We start from the raw sequence: 15,080 nt of genomic DNA, 5'->3' as shown, positions 1-15,080 counted from the left end.
TTCTTTTTCCGCTTAATCTCCGTTATTCATTTGTTCTAGAGCGTCGCTGTTGGAGCGATGCTCCTCGAAAAGCGCCGGCAGTCGTTCGAGGACGAAGGCCGCGAAATCAGGCATCTCGCGTCGATCGATCGAGAGGTCTAACTTGGTTTTGCTCTTCGTCACCTGCGCCAGACGCACGCCCGTGGGCGTCGTCAAAAGCTCTGGAAGTCCACGCTTTACCGGCTCGGGCTTAAGGCGCGCGACAAGCAACTTAAACCGGTCGGGGGAGGGAAGGGCTTTCGCCTCCGCTGATTGCAAGAATGTCGAGGCCTGTTCAAGAACACTGTCGCGCGCCAGAAGATCGGCGAGACTTACCCAGCTTTTCAACCCGACCCCGGGCGCCGAGCCGACCGCGTCGATAACTTCCGCGGGAATGCGCGTCACGACCGACAGCATGTTCGACAAGTCGCTTTTGTAGACGGACAATGCGGCCATCACGACATCTCGCGAAAACTGCTCGTTTAGCCGAGAGGCGAAGCGCGCCTTTTCGATGAATGTGAGGTCCTGGCGTTCATTGTTTTCCTGTCCCTGAGCAATGACGAGTTGCTCGTCGGTGAGGTCTTTGACAACCGCCTTGACGGCACGGCTCAGTTCCCTAACGGCACGCAAACGCCGATGGCCGAAGGCAACCTGATACCGCCCCGGCGTCTCCGGGTGAGGGCGAACGAGGATCGGGATCTGTTGGCCGTGCTCGCGGATCGCCTCAACGAGGCCGGAGATATCGCCGGGCATACGGTCCTGAGCGAAGGACGGATCAATGCTATCGGTATCGAGCTCGACGACCGCCTGGCCTTCCGCAAGACGTTTTTCGATTTCTTCGGCGCGTTCGAAGCGAGCCTTGCCTTCTGCGAAGGCACCGCCAACCTGGGCAGTGAGCCGCGACGACGCAGGCGCTGGTTCCGCTGGAGCGGTGCCAAGGAGTGGGAGAATACTCCGGCTTTTGACCGGTCGCTCGACTGGCGCCGTAACCGCACCTGTTGCCCTCGGGGCGCGGAGTATATCCTTCCTGCTCATGGCTTTCTTCCCCATGCCTTCTTGATCAGCGATTCGATCTCGTCGTTGACGTTGTTCATCGCCTCCAACGCGCGGTCGTAGGTGGCGCGAGTAAATTGACCTCTTTCCACTTCGAAAAGTGTCTGGTTGGTCAATCCTGCGTCCGAAACAGCTGTCGTCTTCAGCATCGGGAAATTCAGGACATTCTCCCCGAAAATAGCCCTTAGGTAGCCGACCATCTGGTTCTGTGGCCCGTCACTGGGCTCGAAACGCGTCACGAGATAGCGCATCCAGTTGTAATCGAAGCGCGCGCCGTGAGATGAGATCTCCCGCAGCAGGTCCGATGTCATCGACAGGAATTGGTTCATCGACAGCACGTCCAGCATCTGGGGGTGCACAGTGATCAAAACAGAGGTTGCGGCGGTTAACGCAGACAGGGTGAGGTAGCCAAGCTGTGGCGGGCAATCGATCACCACGACATCGTAATTGGGAGCGACCTGTTCAAGCACCTCGCTGATGCGATGGAAGAACATTGTATCGCCTATCTTCCGCTTCATCAGCGCCCGCGGCGTGTCGTGTTCGAACTCCATCAGTTCGAGGTTCCCGGGGATTAAATGAAGGTCCGGGATATAGGTGGCGCGCACGATCTCGGCCATCGGACGGGCCTCGTCGTAGCGTATGGCACCGTATAGCGTCTCGTTTGCACCAACATCGGTCTCTGGTTGGTTACCGAAGAGCGTGGATAGGCTCGCCTGGGGGTCGAGATCGATGGCAAGGACGCGGTAGCCCCGAAGGGCGAGATACTGGGCGAGGTGAGCAGCGGTCGTCGTCTTGCCGGACCCGCCTTTAAAATTCATCACGGAGATGATCTGGAGCGCTTCGTTCTCACGGCGATGGGGGAGATAGCGGCGATTTCCGCGACCCACCTGGTCGAGATGCTTCCGGATCTTGTGCATGTCCTCGACGGAATATGACCGGCGGCCGGTCGGACTGGTGCTGACCTCAAGTCCCTCGAGCTCGTTTGCGAGCTGACGGAGATATACTTCTTTCACTCCGACAAGTTTTGCTGCTTCCGCCGGCTGAAACGTGCGAATGCCTTTTTCCGCCGTGGGAGGAAACGTCGCGAGCTGATGCTCTTGCAGTTGCGCCGACAAGGAACGAGAATGGCGCTCAATCAAGCCCATCAGGTCTTCATCTTTTGGCGGTAATTTTGCAGCGATTTTGGGCATCCCCGGACCTGATTTCTTGAAATAGCGCTTCTGAGCGGAAAATCCTAATCACTCCGCTGCTAGCAATAAGCATCGATTCTAAGAGACTGGCAAGCTATTTAGGGTTAACAAAACCTTAACGCGCTCATATGGAAAGCACACCGCGCCCCAGGTATGTCGTTTACAAACAGCGGGTTAGGGCCGCCACGCGAACAAAGCGGCTCGAATCCATCAACTGGATTCTTTGCACACCGTGCCAGAGGAAGTGACGTCCAGCACATCGACGTTGATAATTTGGCACATTTGCGCGCCCAGTCTTCGCGACTCAGTCGACGGGACCGGGAACACGCGACGTAGAGCATGTACAGCCTCATGGAGTTCGAAGGCTATCTCGATGATGCTGCGAACGCCGTCTTCTGAACCGCCGAGATCCGCGAAGCAGTGACGGCATTCCTGCTGTGGCCATGCCGGTGAGATAGACGACATCATCTTGCTTGCCTGAAGTCGTCTTGGTGCGGCCGAGATGCATGGCGAGGGAGGGAGGGGCTCCCGCCTTCGAGCGGAATGGGCGGCTCGACGGTCAACTGCTCGCGGCGCGGTCCGGCGACCTCGCTGCGCCTTCGGCCGCCGGAGGCGGAGGCGACCATCAGGATCGCCCGGTCCCGCAGTCGCGCAGCCTGCCGGTGATGCAGGCCGCCAACAGCGTTGCCAGCACGTCGCTGGTGACCGCCTTGGCGCTCTTCCGCCTCCGGGTCCGCGGAACTGCCCGCACGGCGAGGCGGATTTCGGGGCAGGGGAGGTGGACAGTGTTCTCGTCGCGGCGCACTTATAGCGAAGCACCACGAGCCAGAAAAGGAGAAGGGAGGGATGGTCAATTCTACACACCCTTATCCCTGGGATTCGATCGTCATCCTGGCTGCCGGCAAGGCAAGCCGCATGGGCGGGAAACATAAACTCCTGGCACGGTTCGAGGGAGTGCCGCTTGTGCGACGTGTCGCTGGTATCGCGACAGCAAGTTCTGCCTCATCGGTTGCGATTGTGATAGGCCATCGTTCCAGGGAGATCGAGCAGGCACTCTTTGGATTAGACGTCACCACTGTGTTCAACCCGGATTACAGCCAGGGACTGGCGACATCGTTGATAAAGGGCATATCGTGCGAGATCGTTCGCCATGCCTGTGGCGCGATGATCTTGCCGGCAGACATGCCGGCCGTCACGACAGTGGACTTGAACCGGCTGATCGAAGCCTTTCAGACGGCAGGCGGCCGCGCGATCATCCGCGCCACTGGAAACGGCCAACGGGGCAATCCTGTGATCTTGCCAAGGGCATTGCAGGGCGACGTTCTCAGGCTGAAGGGCGATGTCGGTGCCCGCGACCTCATCCAACAATCCGGATTGCAGATCGTCGACGTCGATATCGGGGAGGGCGCGCACCTTGACGTGGACACGCCAGAGGCAGTCGAAGCTGCAGGCGGAGCTTTGACGACATGAGGCCTGACTGTCGATAACAAACGCTGGATTCAGCGGTAGCCTGCGGTGGCAGCGTCAAGGCAGGTAGGCGACGGCTCTTGCAGAGGGGATGCCCGGGAGAGTTCCGGTGTTGAGGTGGCGGTTGGATCCGAACGAGATCATTCGTCTTGGCTTGACCCGGATGGCGGGCGGTGAGCCAGGCGTGCGGCCGCATGAAGGGTGGCAACCCATCGATCTCATACTGTTCGATCGAACGCAGCCGATCGTCTTCATATTGCCTGAGCAAAACCCTGAGCGGTCGCCATGGCCTCCGGCGGCATAGCTGCCTGGAGAGTCGGGCCCAGCACCTGCCTGGCGTTGCCGTCGACGCCTGAGAAACTGAAGTCGCTCTCCCAGCCGTTGATGAACACATAGGCCATGATCGCCCGACACCCTGGGGGAAGAGTCTTGCCCTTTTTCGACTGGCTGTAGAGCCATAAAATGACGTCGGTCACCTGAATTCCTGCGCTGAGGCTATCTTCCTTCGTCTCGAAGGTGCACGGTTTCGGTCCGTCGCACTCGAAGGTCCGTCGGCCCCGCCGCGGGTCGTACCGGACCGCCAGTCAGACTGCGGAGCGGGTTACCGAGTTCACTCAGCCTGCCGTCAAATGGCGAGCAGGTGGTTTAGTTGCCCCCAGTTCGCTGACCGTAGGGGCGCTTGTCTAACGAGGCGTAAAAAGGTTTCGGACAGTTCTGAGTGAACTCTGTCAAAGCATCCGAGCCGCACGCCCGCTTCGTCGTGTCGCACTGTTGTAGTAACTGGACGCCTGCTGGACCGACCGATGGCGGGACTGCTCCATTGCCTCGAGCAGTGGAATCCCGCGATTTGCCGCTTCCGTCAGATATCCCGACCTCAGCCCATGGGCAGAAAACTCCCCCCTCTCCAACCCCGCCATTTCCGCCCGCTGCTTCAGGATCGCGTTCACCGACTGCGGATCCAGCGCCCGGCGCGAGACAGTACCCCAGCGCCCGATAGCGCGGAACACGCTCCCCTTGTCGATTTTTGCCGCTGCCAACCAGGCGTTCAGCGCCTCGACCGGGCGGCCGGTGAGATAGACGACGTCGTCCTGCTCGCCGGATGTCGTCTTGGTGCGGCCAAGATGGATGGCGAGCGAGGGGAGGGGAGGGCCGTCGGGAACCTCGATCGGCGCCTCGACAGAGAGCTGTTCGACGCGCAATCCCGCGACTTCGCTGCGCCGCCGGCCACCCGAGCCAAAGGCGACCATCAGGATGGCGTGATCCCTGACATCGCGCAGACTGTCGGTGGCGCAGGTCGCGAGCAGTTTTGCCAGAACGTCGCCTGTGACCGCCTTGGCACTTTTGCGACGACGCTGTCTCGGCGCGGCGCGCACCGCCAGACGAATGGCGGACTTAAGAGCAGGGGAGGCGAAAGCGCCGTCGAGCCCGCGCCATTTCGTCAGCGTCGACCAATTTGCCAGCCGGCGGCGCACGGTCGCCGGCGCGTGCGGACCGGTGGATTTCAGAAAACCCTGGCGCCGGAGGTTGTCGTCGACCTCATCAGGCATACCGTGATCTAGGTCAGCGGACCTCTTCTCCGGATCCCAGAGGTGATGGGCCACAAACTTTAGCAGCAGCGCCTCGGGCGCCGGCCAGGAAAGAGCTTTTCCGGTCGCGGCCAGTCCCCACGCTTCGAGATAGGCGAGATCGGAGGTCAGAGCCCGCAGCGTGTTGTCGCCCATGCCCCGGTTGACGAGGTGGCGCAGCGTCTCCACGTCCTGGTCAGTCAGCAGTTCGGCGAGTTCGTCTCGTCGTTCCATCGGCAGGACGGAAGCAATCGTGTCGAGCTCTTCGGCCCGCCGCTCGACCTCAGTCTGTGATGCCTTGGCTTTAGCCACGATCGCTCCAAAATCATTAGTTTCAGACGCCTTGCGGGCCGTGATTTTCCCCCGACTCTGCGTGATTTGCGACTCCAGATCAACTACCATCGATAACCGATCATTATCGATGGTAGACAATCGAACTGCAGAGCATACGCAGTGAGGAACTGTAACTTATCAATAGAGTTCCTTTAGCAAATCATTTACTATTATTTCAATGTCTTACGATCTCGCCAGTTTGCCCATCCAGAGCCTGCTCAAGCCGATTTCCGAGGCCGGAAGCGCGCTCGCCCGTCTCGATGAGCGCATTGCCCGTTCCGAGGTCGGCGCCGGCTTCCTCGAGCGCGCCCATTTCGCCGACGCCTGTGCCTCGCTGTGGATCGACGGCGAACTCGTCCATCTCGAAGATCTCGTCCTGCACGATGCTAGCCATGACATTCGCACCCCGACCCGCGAACTGACCATCGCCCGCGACGTCCTGCGCACCCGCCGGCGGATCGCGGCGCAGACGCCCGGCTGGGCGCTCACTCCCGACGGCCTCCGCAGCCTGCGCGGGCAGGCGTGGCCTGCACCATATTCTGGCAGTTCCGGCATCGCCGAGAGTGGAGACGCCGCGGTGTATGTGGATGCGTGTGGAGAAGGGGACGGGAAGGACAACGATGACGATGCCGGCCCGATCGGTGCGGAGCTGGCCGCCATCGATGCGGTGCTGGCACGCTCGGAAGCCGTGTTGAAGAGCGCAGCCGCACCAGCAAGTCGGTCGCGGGATCGCGATCCACTCGTCTATGATCTCGACTGGGACGAGGACGCACGGTTGGAGGAATGGCGCACCGTGTTGCGTCAGGCAGATCATTTGCCGCCGGTGTTGCAGGCCGTCGTCGCACTCGATGCCTGGAACACCCTCGAAGTGCTGCAGCATGCCCCGTGGCTCGGCCGGCACCTCGCCGCATCAATACTGCGCCAGGCGGGCGTCACCACCGGCGCCCATCTCACCGCCATTAATCTTGGCCTGAAAACCATCGCCGTCGATCGGCGTCGGCATCGCAACCGCGAGGTCCGGTTGCTCGCCATTGCCGACGGGCTGATTGTGGCCGCCGAGATTGGCTTGAAGGAGCATGATCGGCTGGCGCTTGCGCGAAAAATGATGGAGCGCAAATTGTCGGGAAGACGAACGTCTTCAAAACTGCCGGAGCTCGTCGATCTCGTCACGGCGACGCCGCTTGTTCATGCCGGCATGGTCACCAAAACGCTTGGGGTCACGCCGCAGGCGGCGCGGCGCATCGTGATGGAGCTCGGGCTTCGCGAGATGACGGGGAGGGGGAAATTTCGGGCATGGGGGATAATTTAGCTCACGATAGCCTCTTTATCGACCTAAGGTTACATCTGTGGATTTCGTTCCGAAACTGCTTGAACGCTCCCATGAACGTACCGTGGTCCGTTAGTGACAACTTGTGGGAAATTCGTGGCTGTGATGGCCATCGTGCAGCCGCTCAACTACGAGTGAACAAGCAAAAATGAGGCCGAGGAACGGCATCACCTTATCAGTTTGCTAAGCCTCACGCGGATAGCATAATGCGTGCTCACAAAGGAGATGATCGTGGCTGTCAACACAGGAATTGAATGGACTGACCACACCTTCAACCCGTGGACCGGCTGTACAAATATCAGCCCAGGTTGTGACAACTGCTACGCAGAAGCGTGGTCGAAGCGTTCAGGGCACGTCAAATGGGGAAACTCGCCTAGAAAGCGAACGACCGAAAGCTATTGGAAGGCTCCTGCCATCTGGCAGTCGAAAGCCGCGCTTTTTCAAAGCCAGCATGGCCGTCGTCAGAGGGTGTTTTGTGCCTCGCTCGCGGACGTATTCGACAATCAGGTCGATCCGAGTTGGCGAGCAGACCTCTTTGCGGTCATCCGCGCCACGCCCGCGCTTGATTGGCAATTACTGACTAAAAGACCTCACAATATCAAAAAGATGCTGCCCTTGGATTGGGGCACTGAAGGTTACAACAACGTATGGCTTGGATTTACAGCGGAAGATCAAGCGCGATTTAATCAACGAAAGAAGGTCATCGAGGAAGTTCCTGCTGCCGTATGGTTCATTTCCTACGAACCCGCGATTGGCAGCCTCAGGATTTCTGAGGGTGATCCAAAGCCGGACTGGCTAATAGTTGGGGGAGAAAGCGGTCACGGTGCCAGGCCTATGGACAGTACGTGGGTCAGAGATATTATCAGTGATTGCGACGCGTTTAATATTGCACCCTTCTTCAAGCAGTGGGGGGCGTTCGGAAACAACCCGCTGGTTTCCGAGAATCGTATGGCGCTTGATGAAGTCAAAAAGATTGACTTCAACGGGAAGGGAGGAGGCCTTCTCGACGGAAAAATCGTGAGGCGGTTTCCGAACACATCACACCGTTCTCAATCCAAGGAAACGAATGCTGCCTAAAATGCCCCGCTGCCTTTCACCGAGAGCCCATGGCAAAACAAACCGAGCTGTTCCCATCCGCACCTAGACACCTCTCTCCCCTCAAGATGAGGAGAGACGCTGAACACAAAGTCTGGACCGAGAATAAGGCCCACCTTATTGCGAGATACCTGCGGTATTTTGTCTTCATTACAAAGCACGGTGCCTATATCGACGGATTTGCCGCGCCGAAGGACCCTTCGAACCCCAACAGTTGGGCCGCGAAGCTAGTGGTCGAAAGCGAGCCAAAGTTTCTGCGCCAGTTTTTCTGGTGCGAGTTAGAACCTGACCGAGCCAAGTACCTCGAAGAATTGGTGACAAGCCAGCCCCCGGTAAAGCCCAGCCGCCGATATGAAGTGTTGGTTGGCGACTTCAATAAATCCATCGATCAGATTTTGGCTAGCGGCGTAATCACTGACAAAACAGCGACCTTCTGTCTTCTCGACCAATACACCTGCGAATGTGAGTGGGCGACACTTGAGAAGTTGGCGTCACACAAGGCGCCGGGCCACAACAAGATCGAACTCTTTTATTTCTTGGCAGTAGGGTGGATGCCCCGGACGCTGTCTGGCTTCACCAAAAATGTGGACGTCCCGGAAAGGTGGTGGGGCAGGGAAGATTGGAGATCCCTACAATCCCTGGGTCCCACAAAACTCCAGCTGAAATTTGAAGAACGGTTCCGAAAAGACTTGGGCTACCGCAACGTCTACTCTTTTCCCATCTACGAGCACGATAGAGGTAGCGGGAAACAGATGTTTACCATGATACACGCGTCTGATCATGACGAGGCACCACGTCTGATGCAGCGGGCCTATCGTAATGTGATGAAACCGTTGGAGAGTGAAGAGCAGCTGGCATTTGAGTTGGGTGGAAAACCGCTCGCTATGGTATGACCTCGCCGCCTCGGCGATACCACCTTGCAAGGTTGGCGGCCGATGGTTAGGTCTTACGGCGAAGCGGAGCAGCCATGCGAAATTTTGAAGCTGACGATGAGACTTTGGAAGAACTGGATAAGCTTCGGGAATTTTACGGGCTACAAACTGCCGGGTTCACGATCCGGCGGGCACTCGCGATCGCTTCCATGTTGATGGAGTTTTCAGACGCTGACGGGACAGTAACCGTAGTGAAACCTGGAACGGGCGGCCGGGACACAGTTAAACTCAATCAACGCTATAAGCTTGCGAGAGGCCGAGAGTGAGTTCCAACGGAAAACCCGATGACACTCCTGAGGCCAGGTTACTTGCCGCAGAGGATCGCTTCAAATTTAAAGAGCAAGTCGGCCGAGCTGAAAGTGAGGCAAGGGCCCAAGTTGCCGAAAAGGTCGTCTGGATCGTTGCGTTTCTCAATCTGGCTCTCTTCGGCTTTATCGCCGCGGCGATGGCTATCGACCAATACAATGTTATAAAGGGCTACTACAGCTATAAAATGGTCACGGATAAATTGCTCGCTGGGTTCATTGCGGGCATTGTTGTCCAGAGCGCCGCTATTGCCTTTTGCTTTGGCAGGCTTCCAATCATAAAACGTCGGGCCGACAAGTCATAAGTTCACCCGGATCGCTTTTAGCCTCTCAAATACGGAAAATGAGATGAACTACCGTCACGCGTATCACGCGGGAAACCACACAGAGGTTTTCAAGCACGCGGCGCTGACCATGCTGCTCGATCACCTGCGCTTGAAATCTAAGCCGTTCGTCGTACTCGATACACATAGCGGTATTGGCTACTACGATCTTCAGTCCGCCGAGGCGCTGAAAACGCAGGAGTGGGAAGAGGGCGTTGGACGAATTTTTGAAAAGCCCCTTTCAAGCGCTCCTACGTACAGCGAGCTTCTGAAGGCCCTGAACCCCGACGGTCTGGCGCTTTACCCAGGCTCGCCAGAGATCATTTCCAGATCTTTGCGGCCAGGCGACCGGCTTATAGCAAACGAGCTACATCCTGACGATTTTGACCTTCTGAGCATTCGATACCGGCGTTTACCTGGAGTCCAGGTGCAGAATCGAGATGGCTACGAGGCAATCAATGCCACCGTGCCTCCGTCCGAACGGAGGGGGCTCGTTTTTGTGGATCCGCCTTTTGAGAAAACCGACGAAGCCAAGGCTATGTGCCGGGCTCTAGCGAAAGGGCTCAAAAAGTGGAGCACGGGCATCTTCTGCCTATGGTACCCAGTGAAGACGTCACTGATCGGAGACACTCTGGCGGAATATGCGGCGGAGCATGATTTCCCCGATACGATACGGGCTGACTTCCTAGCGTATCCCAGTGACGGAAGCTCGCTGGCAGGCGGGGGCTTACTGATCTGCAATGCACCTTGGAAGTTCGATGAAAAACTTTCGCAGCTCTGCGAGGAGTTGAAACCCGCCTTCAAAGGCAGCTCCTACTCAGTTTCCTGGGTTATTCAGCCTAAATAATCAGTGGACGCGGTCATTGGGCATGACCTCGTCCTCTTCCATCGCGTGAATAGCGATCATCAGATCCCGCAGACGATACGACATGCGTTCGTTTCCCCGTCCAAATGCGGCGAGGGCACGTCGGTCCAACTCATCGAGAGCTTTCTCGCTCCCGTATTTTTTCATGAGACGAATTGCTCGAAACCATGCCGACCTTGGAATTCCGTAGTCATGAAGGCGTGACTCGTCGTTGATCCAGATCTCGACCGAGAATTCGAGGTCTCCATCGACTGTTGTTATTTTCTCACGCTTCAAAATCACACCTAACTTATCAACCGCAAATTTCTTGGGTGGGGTCGCGAAATCCTACAAATCTGGGCTATGCTCCTTTTATCACAGAGTCGCAGCTCTGAGACATTGTAAACGAACTATGGCCAGATAACCTGCCTGACTAGAGGCTCTCCTGTCCCAGGTGGGAAAATGCTGAAAAAGGTAGACCACTCTTTCAAGATCCCGAAAGCGCTCCCCCGGCATCTGCGTGAGCAGCTAGCTCTGTGCCATGAGTACCCCCAAGACGTTCTTTTCGTTGATATCGAAACGACTGGCTTAAGTCACTACTACGATGAGATTACCATTATAGGTTGGTCTCTCGGCGGACGGGCTTCAACTGTCGTTAAGGGGGCTAGCGCTGACGATTTTCGTCGGGATGCTGCTCGCGCCAAGGTGATGGTCACCTTCAATGGCATCCGCTTCGACCAACGCTTCATTCTTCAAGAGCTGAAGGGTATCGAGCTACCCAAGCACCACATCGACCTAATGTATCTCTGCAGAAGAGTTGGACTGAAGGGTGGGCAGAAAGCAATTGAGCGCGAACTTAAACTCAGTTTCCGAGATGGCCTGGGGGATGTGGACGGATTCGCGGCCGTACTGCTTTGGCACGAGTATCTGCGTGGCGATGTGGCAGCTCTTGAGAGACTGATTCACTACAACCGCGCAGACGTTGGAGCGATGGGCGCGATCTTTGATAGTGTCTTGCAGCTATTTGCAGTTGAGCGCGATCTATTCCAGGCCTCGACAAAATTTGTTGAGTGGGCTGCACCCGCGAACTGGCTCATGCTTCCGGAAGTTTCCCCTGCTGCCTCCCACCTTACCGCCGCGCCTCACTTCGATGAGCTTCTTTCTGATACTCCGGCCGGGAACGCAACGATTGTTGGCATCGATCTGACAGGGTCCGAGGCCAAGGGAAGTGGGTGGAGCCTTCTTCAAGGCAGCGACGCTGAATGCCGCCTCGTGTTCACCGACGCCGACCTGATAGCGCAAACGCTTGCCGCAAAGCCGGATTTGGTGTCCATCGATTCACCTCTGTCGCTTCCATTCGGCCGCACTATCGTTGAGGACAGCGATCCGGGCCGCGATGAGTATGGGATCATGCGACGGTGCGAGCGGGAGTTGAAGCGCCGAGGCGTAAACGTCTATCCATGCCTTCTTCCCAGCATGCAGAAGCTGACGGCCCGCGGTATTCGGCTAGCCAACACACTGCGGCAGCTTGGAGTTCCTGTGATCGAGAGCTATCCAGGCGCGGCCCAAGATATTATGCGCATTCCTCGGAAGGGCGCTGGGATTGAGTGGTTGAAGCTCGGCCTTGGCCGTTTCGGCATACGTGGAAGCTACCTCGAAGAGAATGTATCCCACGACGAACTCGATGCCATTACGTCGGCTCTCGTTGGTTCATTCCACCTCGCCAATCTGACCGAGGCCCTCGGAGATAGCGATGAAGCTCCCCTGATAATTCCTGACCTGAATGCCAAGCCAGGTCCATTCACGGTTGGAATCAGCGGACCAATTGCGTCCGGAAAGACGTCTTTTGCTCGCGAGCTGGAAGCGCGGGGCTTCACCTATGTCCGCTTCAGCCAAGTCTTGGACGATCTCCTTCGAGAGCGAGGTCTCGAACTAACCAGGGAGAACCGGCAGAAACTGGGCAAAGAGATCAATAGCTCCGGAAAGCAGCGTTGGTTGGCAGAGCAAACCCTTAATCGGGTGGAAGGTTCTAATCGTATTGTGATTGATGGCCTGCGGTTTGGTGAAGACCACGCCTTTTTCTCTGAGCACTTTGGTGGGCGATTCAAGCATATTTACATCCAGACCGACGACGGGCTAAGGAGATCCCGTTATTCGGAAAGGGATGGAAACGACGGATTCGACGAAGTTTCATCGTCAGACGTCGAGAGCGGCGTGGCATTGTTGAAGCCGCTTGCCCACGAGACCTTTTCGAACGACGGCGGTCGAGACGCGCTTTCAAAGCGCGTCGCTGCGATTGTCCAGGAAATCGAGGAGCGTGGATGCCAGTCTCAATCGTCGTAGGCGGCCAATTCGGTTCTGAGGGCAAAGGCAAGGTTGCCCTCGAGCTGGTGCGCTATCACTCCCGATCGGCAGTAACAGTTGTTCGCGTAGGTGGCCCAAATTCCGGGCACACCGCTTATGACCGCAACGGTAAGAAGTGGGCCCTGAGGCAGATGCCCGCCGCGAGCGTCGACAAGAACGTTGACGTCGTGTTTCCTGCTGGATCATACATCGATCCGGAGCTTCTCTTCGAGGAAATCGCAGCCCTGGATTATCCGCTCGATCGTATTCGGATCAGCAAGTTTGCCAGGGTTGTCACCTCAGAGCACCGAGATTGGGAAGAAAAAGCTGGTATCACCAAGTCCATTGGCTCTACCGGATCCGGTGTCGGCGCGGCTGTACTGGCGGCGGTTGCAAGAGAATCGAGAAACCTCGCCCTCTCATCTCCATCCGCAGGCAAAACCGCTCTGCTCACTCCACTGGTCGCTGACGTCGCGGATTTGATGGACGCAAAATTGTCGAGGAATGAGCGGCTTATAGTCGAAGGCACCCAAGGATTTGGTCTTTCTCTGCTGGACGGCGGCTTCTGGCCGCAGGCGACGGCTCGCAACACCACTGCGGCTGGCGCTCTTGCAGAAGCTGGATTGAGTCCTCGAATGGTCGACGACGTAACTCTGGTCGTTCGGTCTTATCCCATCCGCGTCGCAGGCGAGTCTGGACCACTGGAAAACGAGCTGACTTGGGAAGAGGTAGGCCGACGCACTGGTAAGACTGGCCTAGAAGAATTTACGACGGTTACGAAGAGACTTCGGCGGGTTGGAGAGTTCGATCCTAATCTGGTTCGGCGAGCCATTAGCGTCAATCGGCCCGATAGAGTAGTTCTGAATCACATGGACTATGTCGGTGAGCAGCACGAGATGAACCGACCAAGTTCGCCGGTATCAGAGTTCCTTGGTAGGATTACTCCTCAGATTGGGCCTATCCATTGGCTCGGTTTCTCACCTACGACCGTGGTTGAGAACGTATGCTGTAGCGAACGAATTGCTGGAGGCATGCGACAGTGAGCGGGCAAGAGGCATCTCAGGAAAAAGAGGTTGAGATCTTCTCAACTGACGAAGGCCGACGGAAAGCGCTCGCCCTCAAGCTTGACGAAAAAGATCCCTATCCAGATATTGCTCCTTCACTATTATCTGCCGACGATATTGATCGCTACGTGCGTTACACTGGCCTTATTGCACCGTATCATAGGGGCGGGGAAAACGATCGGCTAAAGAAGGCCTCGTATGAGGGCAGAATAGGCGATTATGCCTACAAATTCGACGAGCATGGCGAGCTTGTCCCTATTCTCGCGAAGGGAAAAGGATTGGTCGTGCCAGCAAACACCATCGTCTTTGTCGAGACGAACTTGGAGTTTCGTCTGCCTTCCTACATCGCACTACGCTTCAACATGGCCATCACCCACGTTCACCGTGGATTGCTACTTGGAACGGGCCCGCTGATCGATCCGGGATTTTGGGGCAAGCTCTGTATCCCGTTGCACAATCTCACCAATGAAGACTACGAGATCCCTGCTGATCAGGGTTTGATCTGGGTGGAGTTCACCAAGACGACATCAACGCCGACATCAGGTCGCAACCCAGTCGTTACCGTTACGAAAAGCAGTGAAGATCCTAATAACCCCGGTGCTTGGAACATAACCAAGTTTATCGAAAAAGCCGCTAAACAGTATGGACCACCGGAAAATTCAGTAGCGATTCGTAGCTCGATCCCTTTGATAGCCGAGTCCGCACGCAAGCAAGCGGTGGGAGCAGCAGGCGATGCGCGACAGGCGAGAGAAGACGCAGCCAAATCGCAAAGATCATCCGACGAAGCCAAAGCGTCCGCAGAGCAAATCAAATCGAAGGTGGAAAGCTATGGCATCATCGCTCTCTTGGTTTCGATCGCGACTGCTTTCAGCATATGGGCTTCATTTTACTTTGGTTTGAGGGCGGACCTCTCAGCTCTAAGTGCCCGCGTCGACACCGCAATTGGCGCTGTAAGCAAAGTCGAGGAGTCCGAAAAAGGGAAACCGCGCCAGTTATCTGCTGAAGAGCGGCTAAGGTCCGATATCGACAATCTTAGGCGGCGGCTCGACGATATGGCGCGGGAAAATGCGACGCTCAAAGCGCAACTACAGACCTTCTCTAAAAGCCAGCATTAGACCTCGCACTATTGACTGACTGCGTATTCCGATGATGCCGGACGGCTATTCCAAACTGAAGCCGGACAGTTGCTGTGCCCCTGGGTCGTGTGTTTTTCTGACCTGA

14 protein-coding genes and 1 pseudogene are annotated in these 15,080 nt (G+C 56.9%); 10 read left to right on the top strand and 5 right to left on the bottom strand.

Features of this window, described 5'->3' with window-relative positions:
- Positions 1 to 12: 12 nt before the first annotated feature.
- The 3 genes and pseudogenes from repB to ATY79_RS31305 form a co-directional block, all read right to left on the bottom strand.
- Positions 13 to 1,053, bottom strand: coding sequence for a plasmid partitioning protein RepB (gene repB / locus ATY79_RS05740; RefSeq protein WP_088703252.1), 1,041 nt, complete (start codon positions 1,051 to 1,053; stop codon positions 13 to 15).
- Positions 1,050 to 2,261: a plasmid partitioning protein RepA gene (gene repA, locus ATY79_RS05735; RefSeq protein ID WP_088703251.1), complete on the bottom strand. Its 1,212-nt coding sequence runs from the start codon at positions 2,259 to 2,261 to the stop codon at positions 1,050 to 1,052. Before repA ends, repB begins: the two co-directional genes overlap by 4 nt.
- A gap of 445 nt (positions 2,262 to 2,706) precedes the next feature.
- Positions 2,707 to 3,024: pseudogene (locus tag ATY79_RS31305) on the bottom strand (integrase); the annotation flags it as partial.
- Between the two features lie 83 nt (positions 3,025 to 3,107).
- On the opposite strand from ATY79_RS31305, the gene ATY79_RS05725 reads away from it, so the two are divergent.
- Positions 3,108 to 3,731: a nucleotidyltransferase family protein gene (locus ATY79_RS05725; RefSeq protein ID WP_088703250.1), complete on the top strand. Its 624-nt coding sequence runs from the start codon at positions 3,108 to 3,110 to the stop codon at positions 3,729 to 3,731.
- A gap of 248 nt (positions 3,732 to 3,979) precedes the next feature.
- Here the strand turns inward: ATY79_RS05725 and ATY79_RS05720 are convergent, their stop codons facing one another.
- Together ATY79_RS05720 and ATY79_RS05715 are read right to left on the bottom strand one after the other, a co-directional pair.
- On the bottom strand, positions 3,980 to 4,204 hold the full coding sequence (locus tag ATY79_RS05720; RefSeq protein WP_088703249.1) for a hypothetical protein: 225 nt from the start codon (positions 4,202 to 4,204) through the stop codon (positions 3,980 to 3,982).
- 252 nt (positions 4,205 to 4,456) lie between these two features.
- A complete protein-coding gene (locus tag ATY79_RS05715; protein WP_088703248.1) occupies positions 4,457 to 5,605 on the bottom strand; it encodes a site-specific integrase in 1,149 nt (382 codons plus the stop codon).
- A gap of 199 nt (positions 5,606 to 5,804) precedes the next feature.
- Here ATY79_RS05715 and ATY79_RS05710 point away from each other — a divergent pair, with 199 nt between their 5' ends.
- The 9 genes from ATY79_RS05710 (at position 5,805) to ATY79_RS05665 (ending at position 14,974) form a co-directional block, all read left to right on the top strand.
- Positions 5,805 to 6,935: an RHE_PE00001 family protein gene (locus ATY79_RS05710; protein ID WP_088703247.1), complete on the top strand. Its 1,131-nt coding sequence runs from the start codon at positions 5,805 to 5,807 to the stop codon at positions 6,933 to 6,935.
- 249 nt (positions 6,936 to 7,184) lie between these two features.
- Complete coding sequence (locus ATY79_RS05705; protein ID WP_189637962.1) at positions 7,185 to 8,030, top strand: DUF5131 family protein; 846 nt, start codon at positions 7,185 to 7,187, stop codon at positions 8,028 to 8,030.
- A 29-nt stretch (positions 8,031 to 8,059) separates the two neighbouring features.
- Complete coding sequence (gene tcmP / locus ATY79_RS05700) at positions 8,060 to 8,941, top strand: three-Cys-motif partner protein TcmP (protein WP_088703245.1); 882 nt, start codon at positions 8,060 to 8,062, stop codon at positions 8,939 to 8,941.
- Positions 8,942 to 9,015: 74 nt separating this feature from the next.
- A complete protein-coding gene (locus ATY79_RS05695) occupies positions 9,016 to 9,246 on the top strand; it encodes a hypothetical protein (protein ID WP_088703244.1) in 231 nt (76 codons plus the stop codon).
- Entirely contained in the window at positions 9,243 to 9,590 is a 348-nt protein-coding gene (locus ATY79_RS05690) for a hypothetical protein (RefSeq protein WP_088703243.1), read from the top strand. The genes ATY79_RS05695 and ATY79_RS05690 overlap by 4 nt, the downstream gene beginning before the upstream one ends.
- 43 nt (positions 9,591 to 9,633) lie before the next feature.
- Positions 9,634 to 10,455: a 23S rRNA (adenine(2030)-N(6))-methyltransferase RlmJ gene (rlmJ, locus tag ATY79_RS05685; protein WP_088703242.1), complete on the top strand. Its 822-nt coding sequence runs from the start codon at positions 9,634 to 9,636 to the stop codon at positions 10,453 to 10,455.
- Between the two features lie 459 nt (positions 10,456 to 10,914).
- Positions 10,915 to 12,795, top strand: a complete 1,881-nt coding sequence (locus ATY79_RS05675; RefSeq protein ID WP_088703240.1) for a ribonuclease H-like domain-containing protein — start codon at positions 10,915 to 10,917, stop codon at positions 12,793 to 12,795.
- Positions 12,774 to 13,838 (top strand): adenylosuccinate synthetase, encoded by a 1,065-nt coding sequence (locus tag ATY79_RS05670; RefSeq protein WP_088703239.1) that lies wholly within the window; start codon positions 12,774 to 12,776, stop codon positions 13,836 to 13,838. The genes ATY79_RS05675 and ATY79_RS05670 overlap by 22 nt, the downstream gene beginning before the upstream one ends.
- Positions 13,835 to 14,974, top strand: coding sequence for a hypothetical protein (locus ATY79_RS05665; RefSeq protein WP_088703238.1), 1,140 nt, complete (start codon positions 13,835 to 13,837; stop codon positions 14,972 to 14,974). Before ATY79_RS05670 ends, ATY79_RS05665 begins: the two co-directional genes overlap by 4 nt.
- Positions 14,975 to 15,080 lie beyond the last annotated feature (106 nt).

Origin of the sequence: Rhizobium sp. R693 (assembly GCF_002211315.1) — a bacterium.
Classification (GTDB): Bacteria; Pseudomonadota; Alphaproteobacteria; order Rhizobiales; family Rhizobiaceae; genus Rhizobium.
The sequence above is the reverse complement of the archived record's forward strand: the minus strand, read 5'-3'. Positions and strand labels throughout refer to the sequence as shown.

What these genes read in the sequence shown, in the direction of transcription:
- ATY79_RS05675 (WP_088703240.1), top strand. Translation starts at nt 10,915, where the DNA reads ATGCTGAAAAAGGTAGACCACTCTTTCAAGATCCCGAAAGCGCTCCCC.
- repA (WP_088703251.1), bottom strand. Translation starts at nt 2,261, where the DNA reads ATGCCCAAAATCGCTGCAAAATTACCGCCAAAAGATGAAGACCTGATG.
- tcmP (WP_088703245.1), top strand. Translation starts at nt 8,060, where the DNA reads ATGGCAAAACAAACCGAGCTGTTCCCATCCGCACCTAGACACCTCTCT.
- ATY79_RS05670 (WP_088703239.1), top strand. Translation starts at nt 12,774, where the DNA reads ATGCCAGTCTCAATCGTCGTAGGCGGCCAATTCGGTTCTGAGGGCAAA.
- rlmJ (WP_088703242.1), top strand. Translation starts at nt 9,634, where the DNA reads ATGAACTACCGTCACGCGTATCACGCGGGAAACCACACAGAGGTTTTC.
- ATY79_RS05725 (WP_088703250.1), top strand. Translation starts at nt 3,108, where the DNA reads ATGGTCAATTCTACACACCCTTATCCCTGGGATTCGATCGTCATCCTG.
- repB (WP_088703252.1), bottom strand. Translation starts at nt 1,053, where the DNA reads ATGAGCAGGAAGGATATACTCCGCGCCCCGAGGGCAACAGGTGCGGTT.
- ATY79_RS05710 (WP_088703247.1), top strand. Translation starts at nt 5,805, where the DNA reads ATGTCTTACGATCTCGCCAGTTTGCCCATCCAGAGCCTGCTCAAGCCG.
- ATY79_RS05695 (WP_088703244.1), top strand. Translation starts at nt 9,016, where the DNA reads ATGCGAAATTTTGAAGCTGACGATGAGACTTTGGAAGAACTGGATAAG.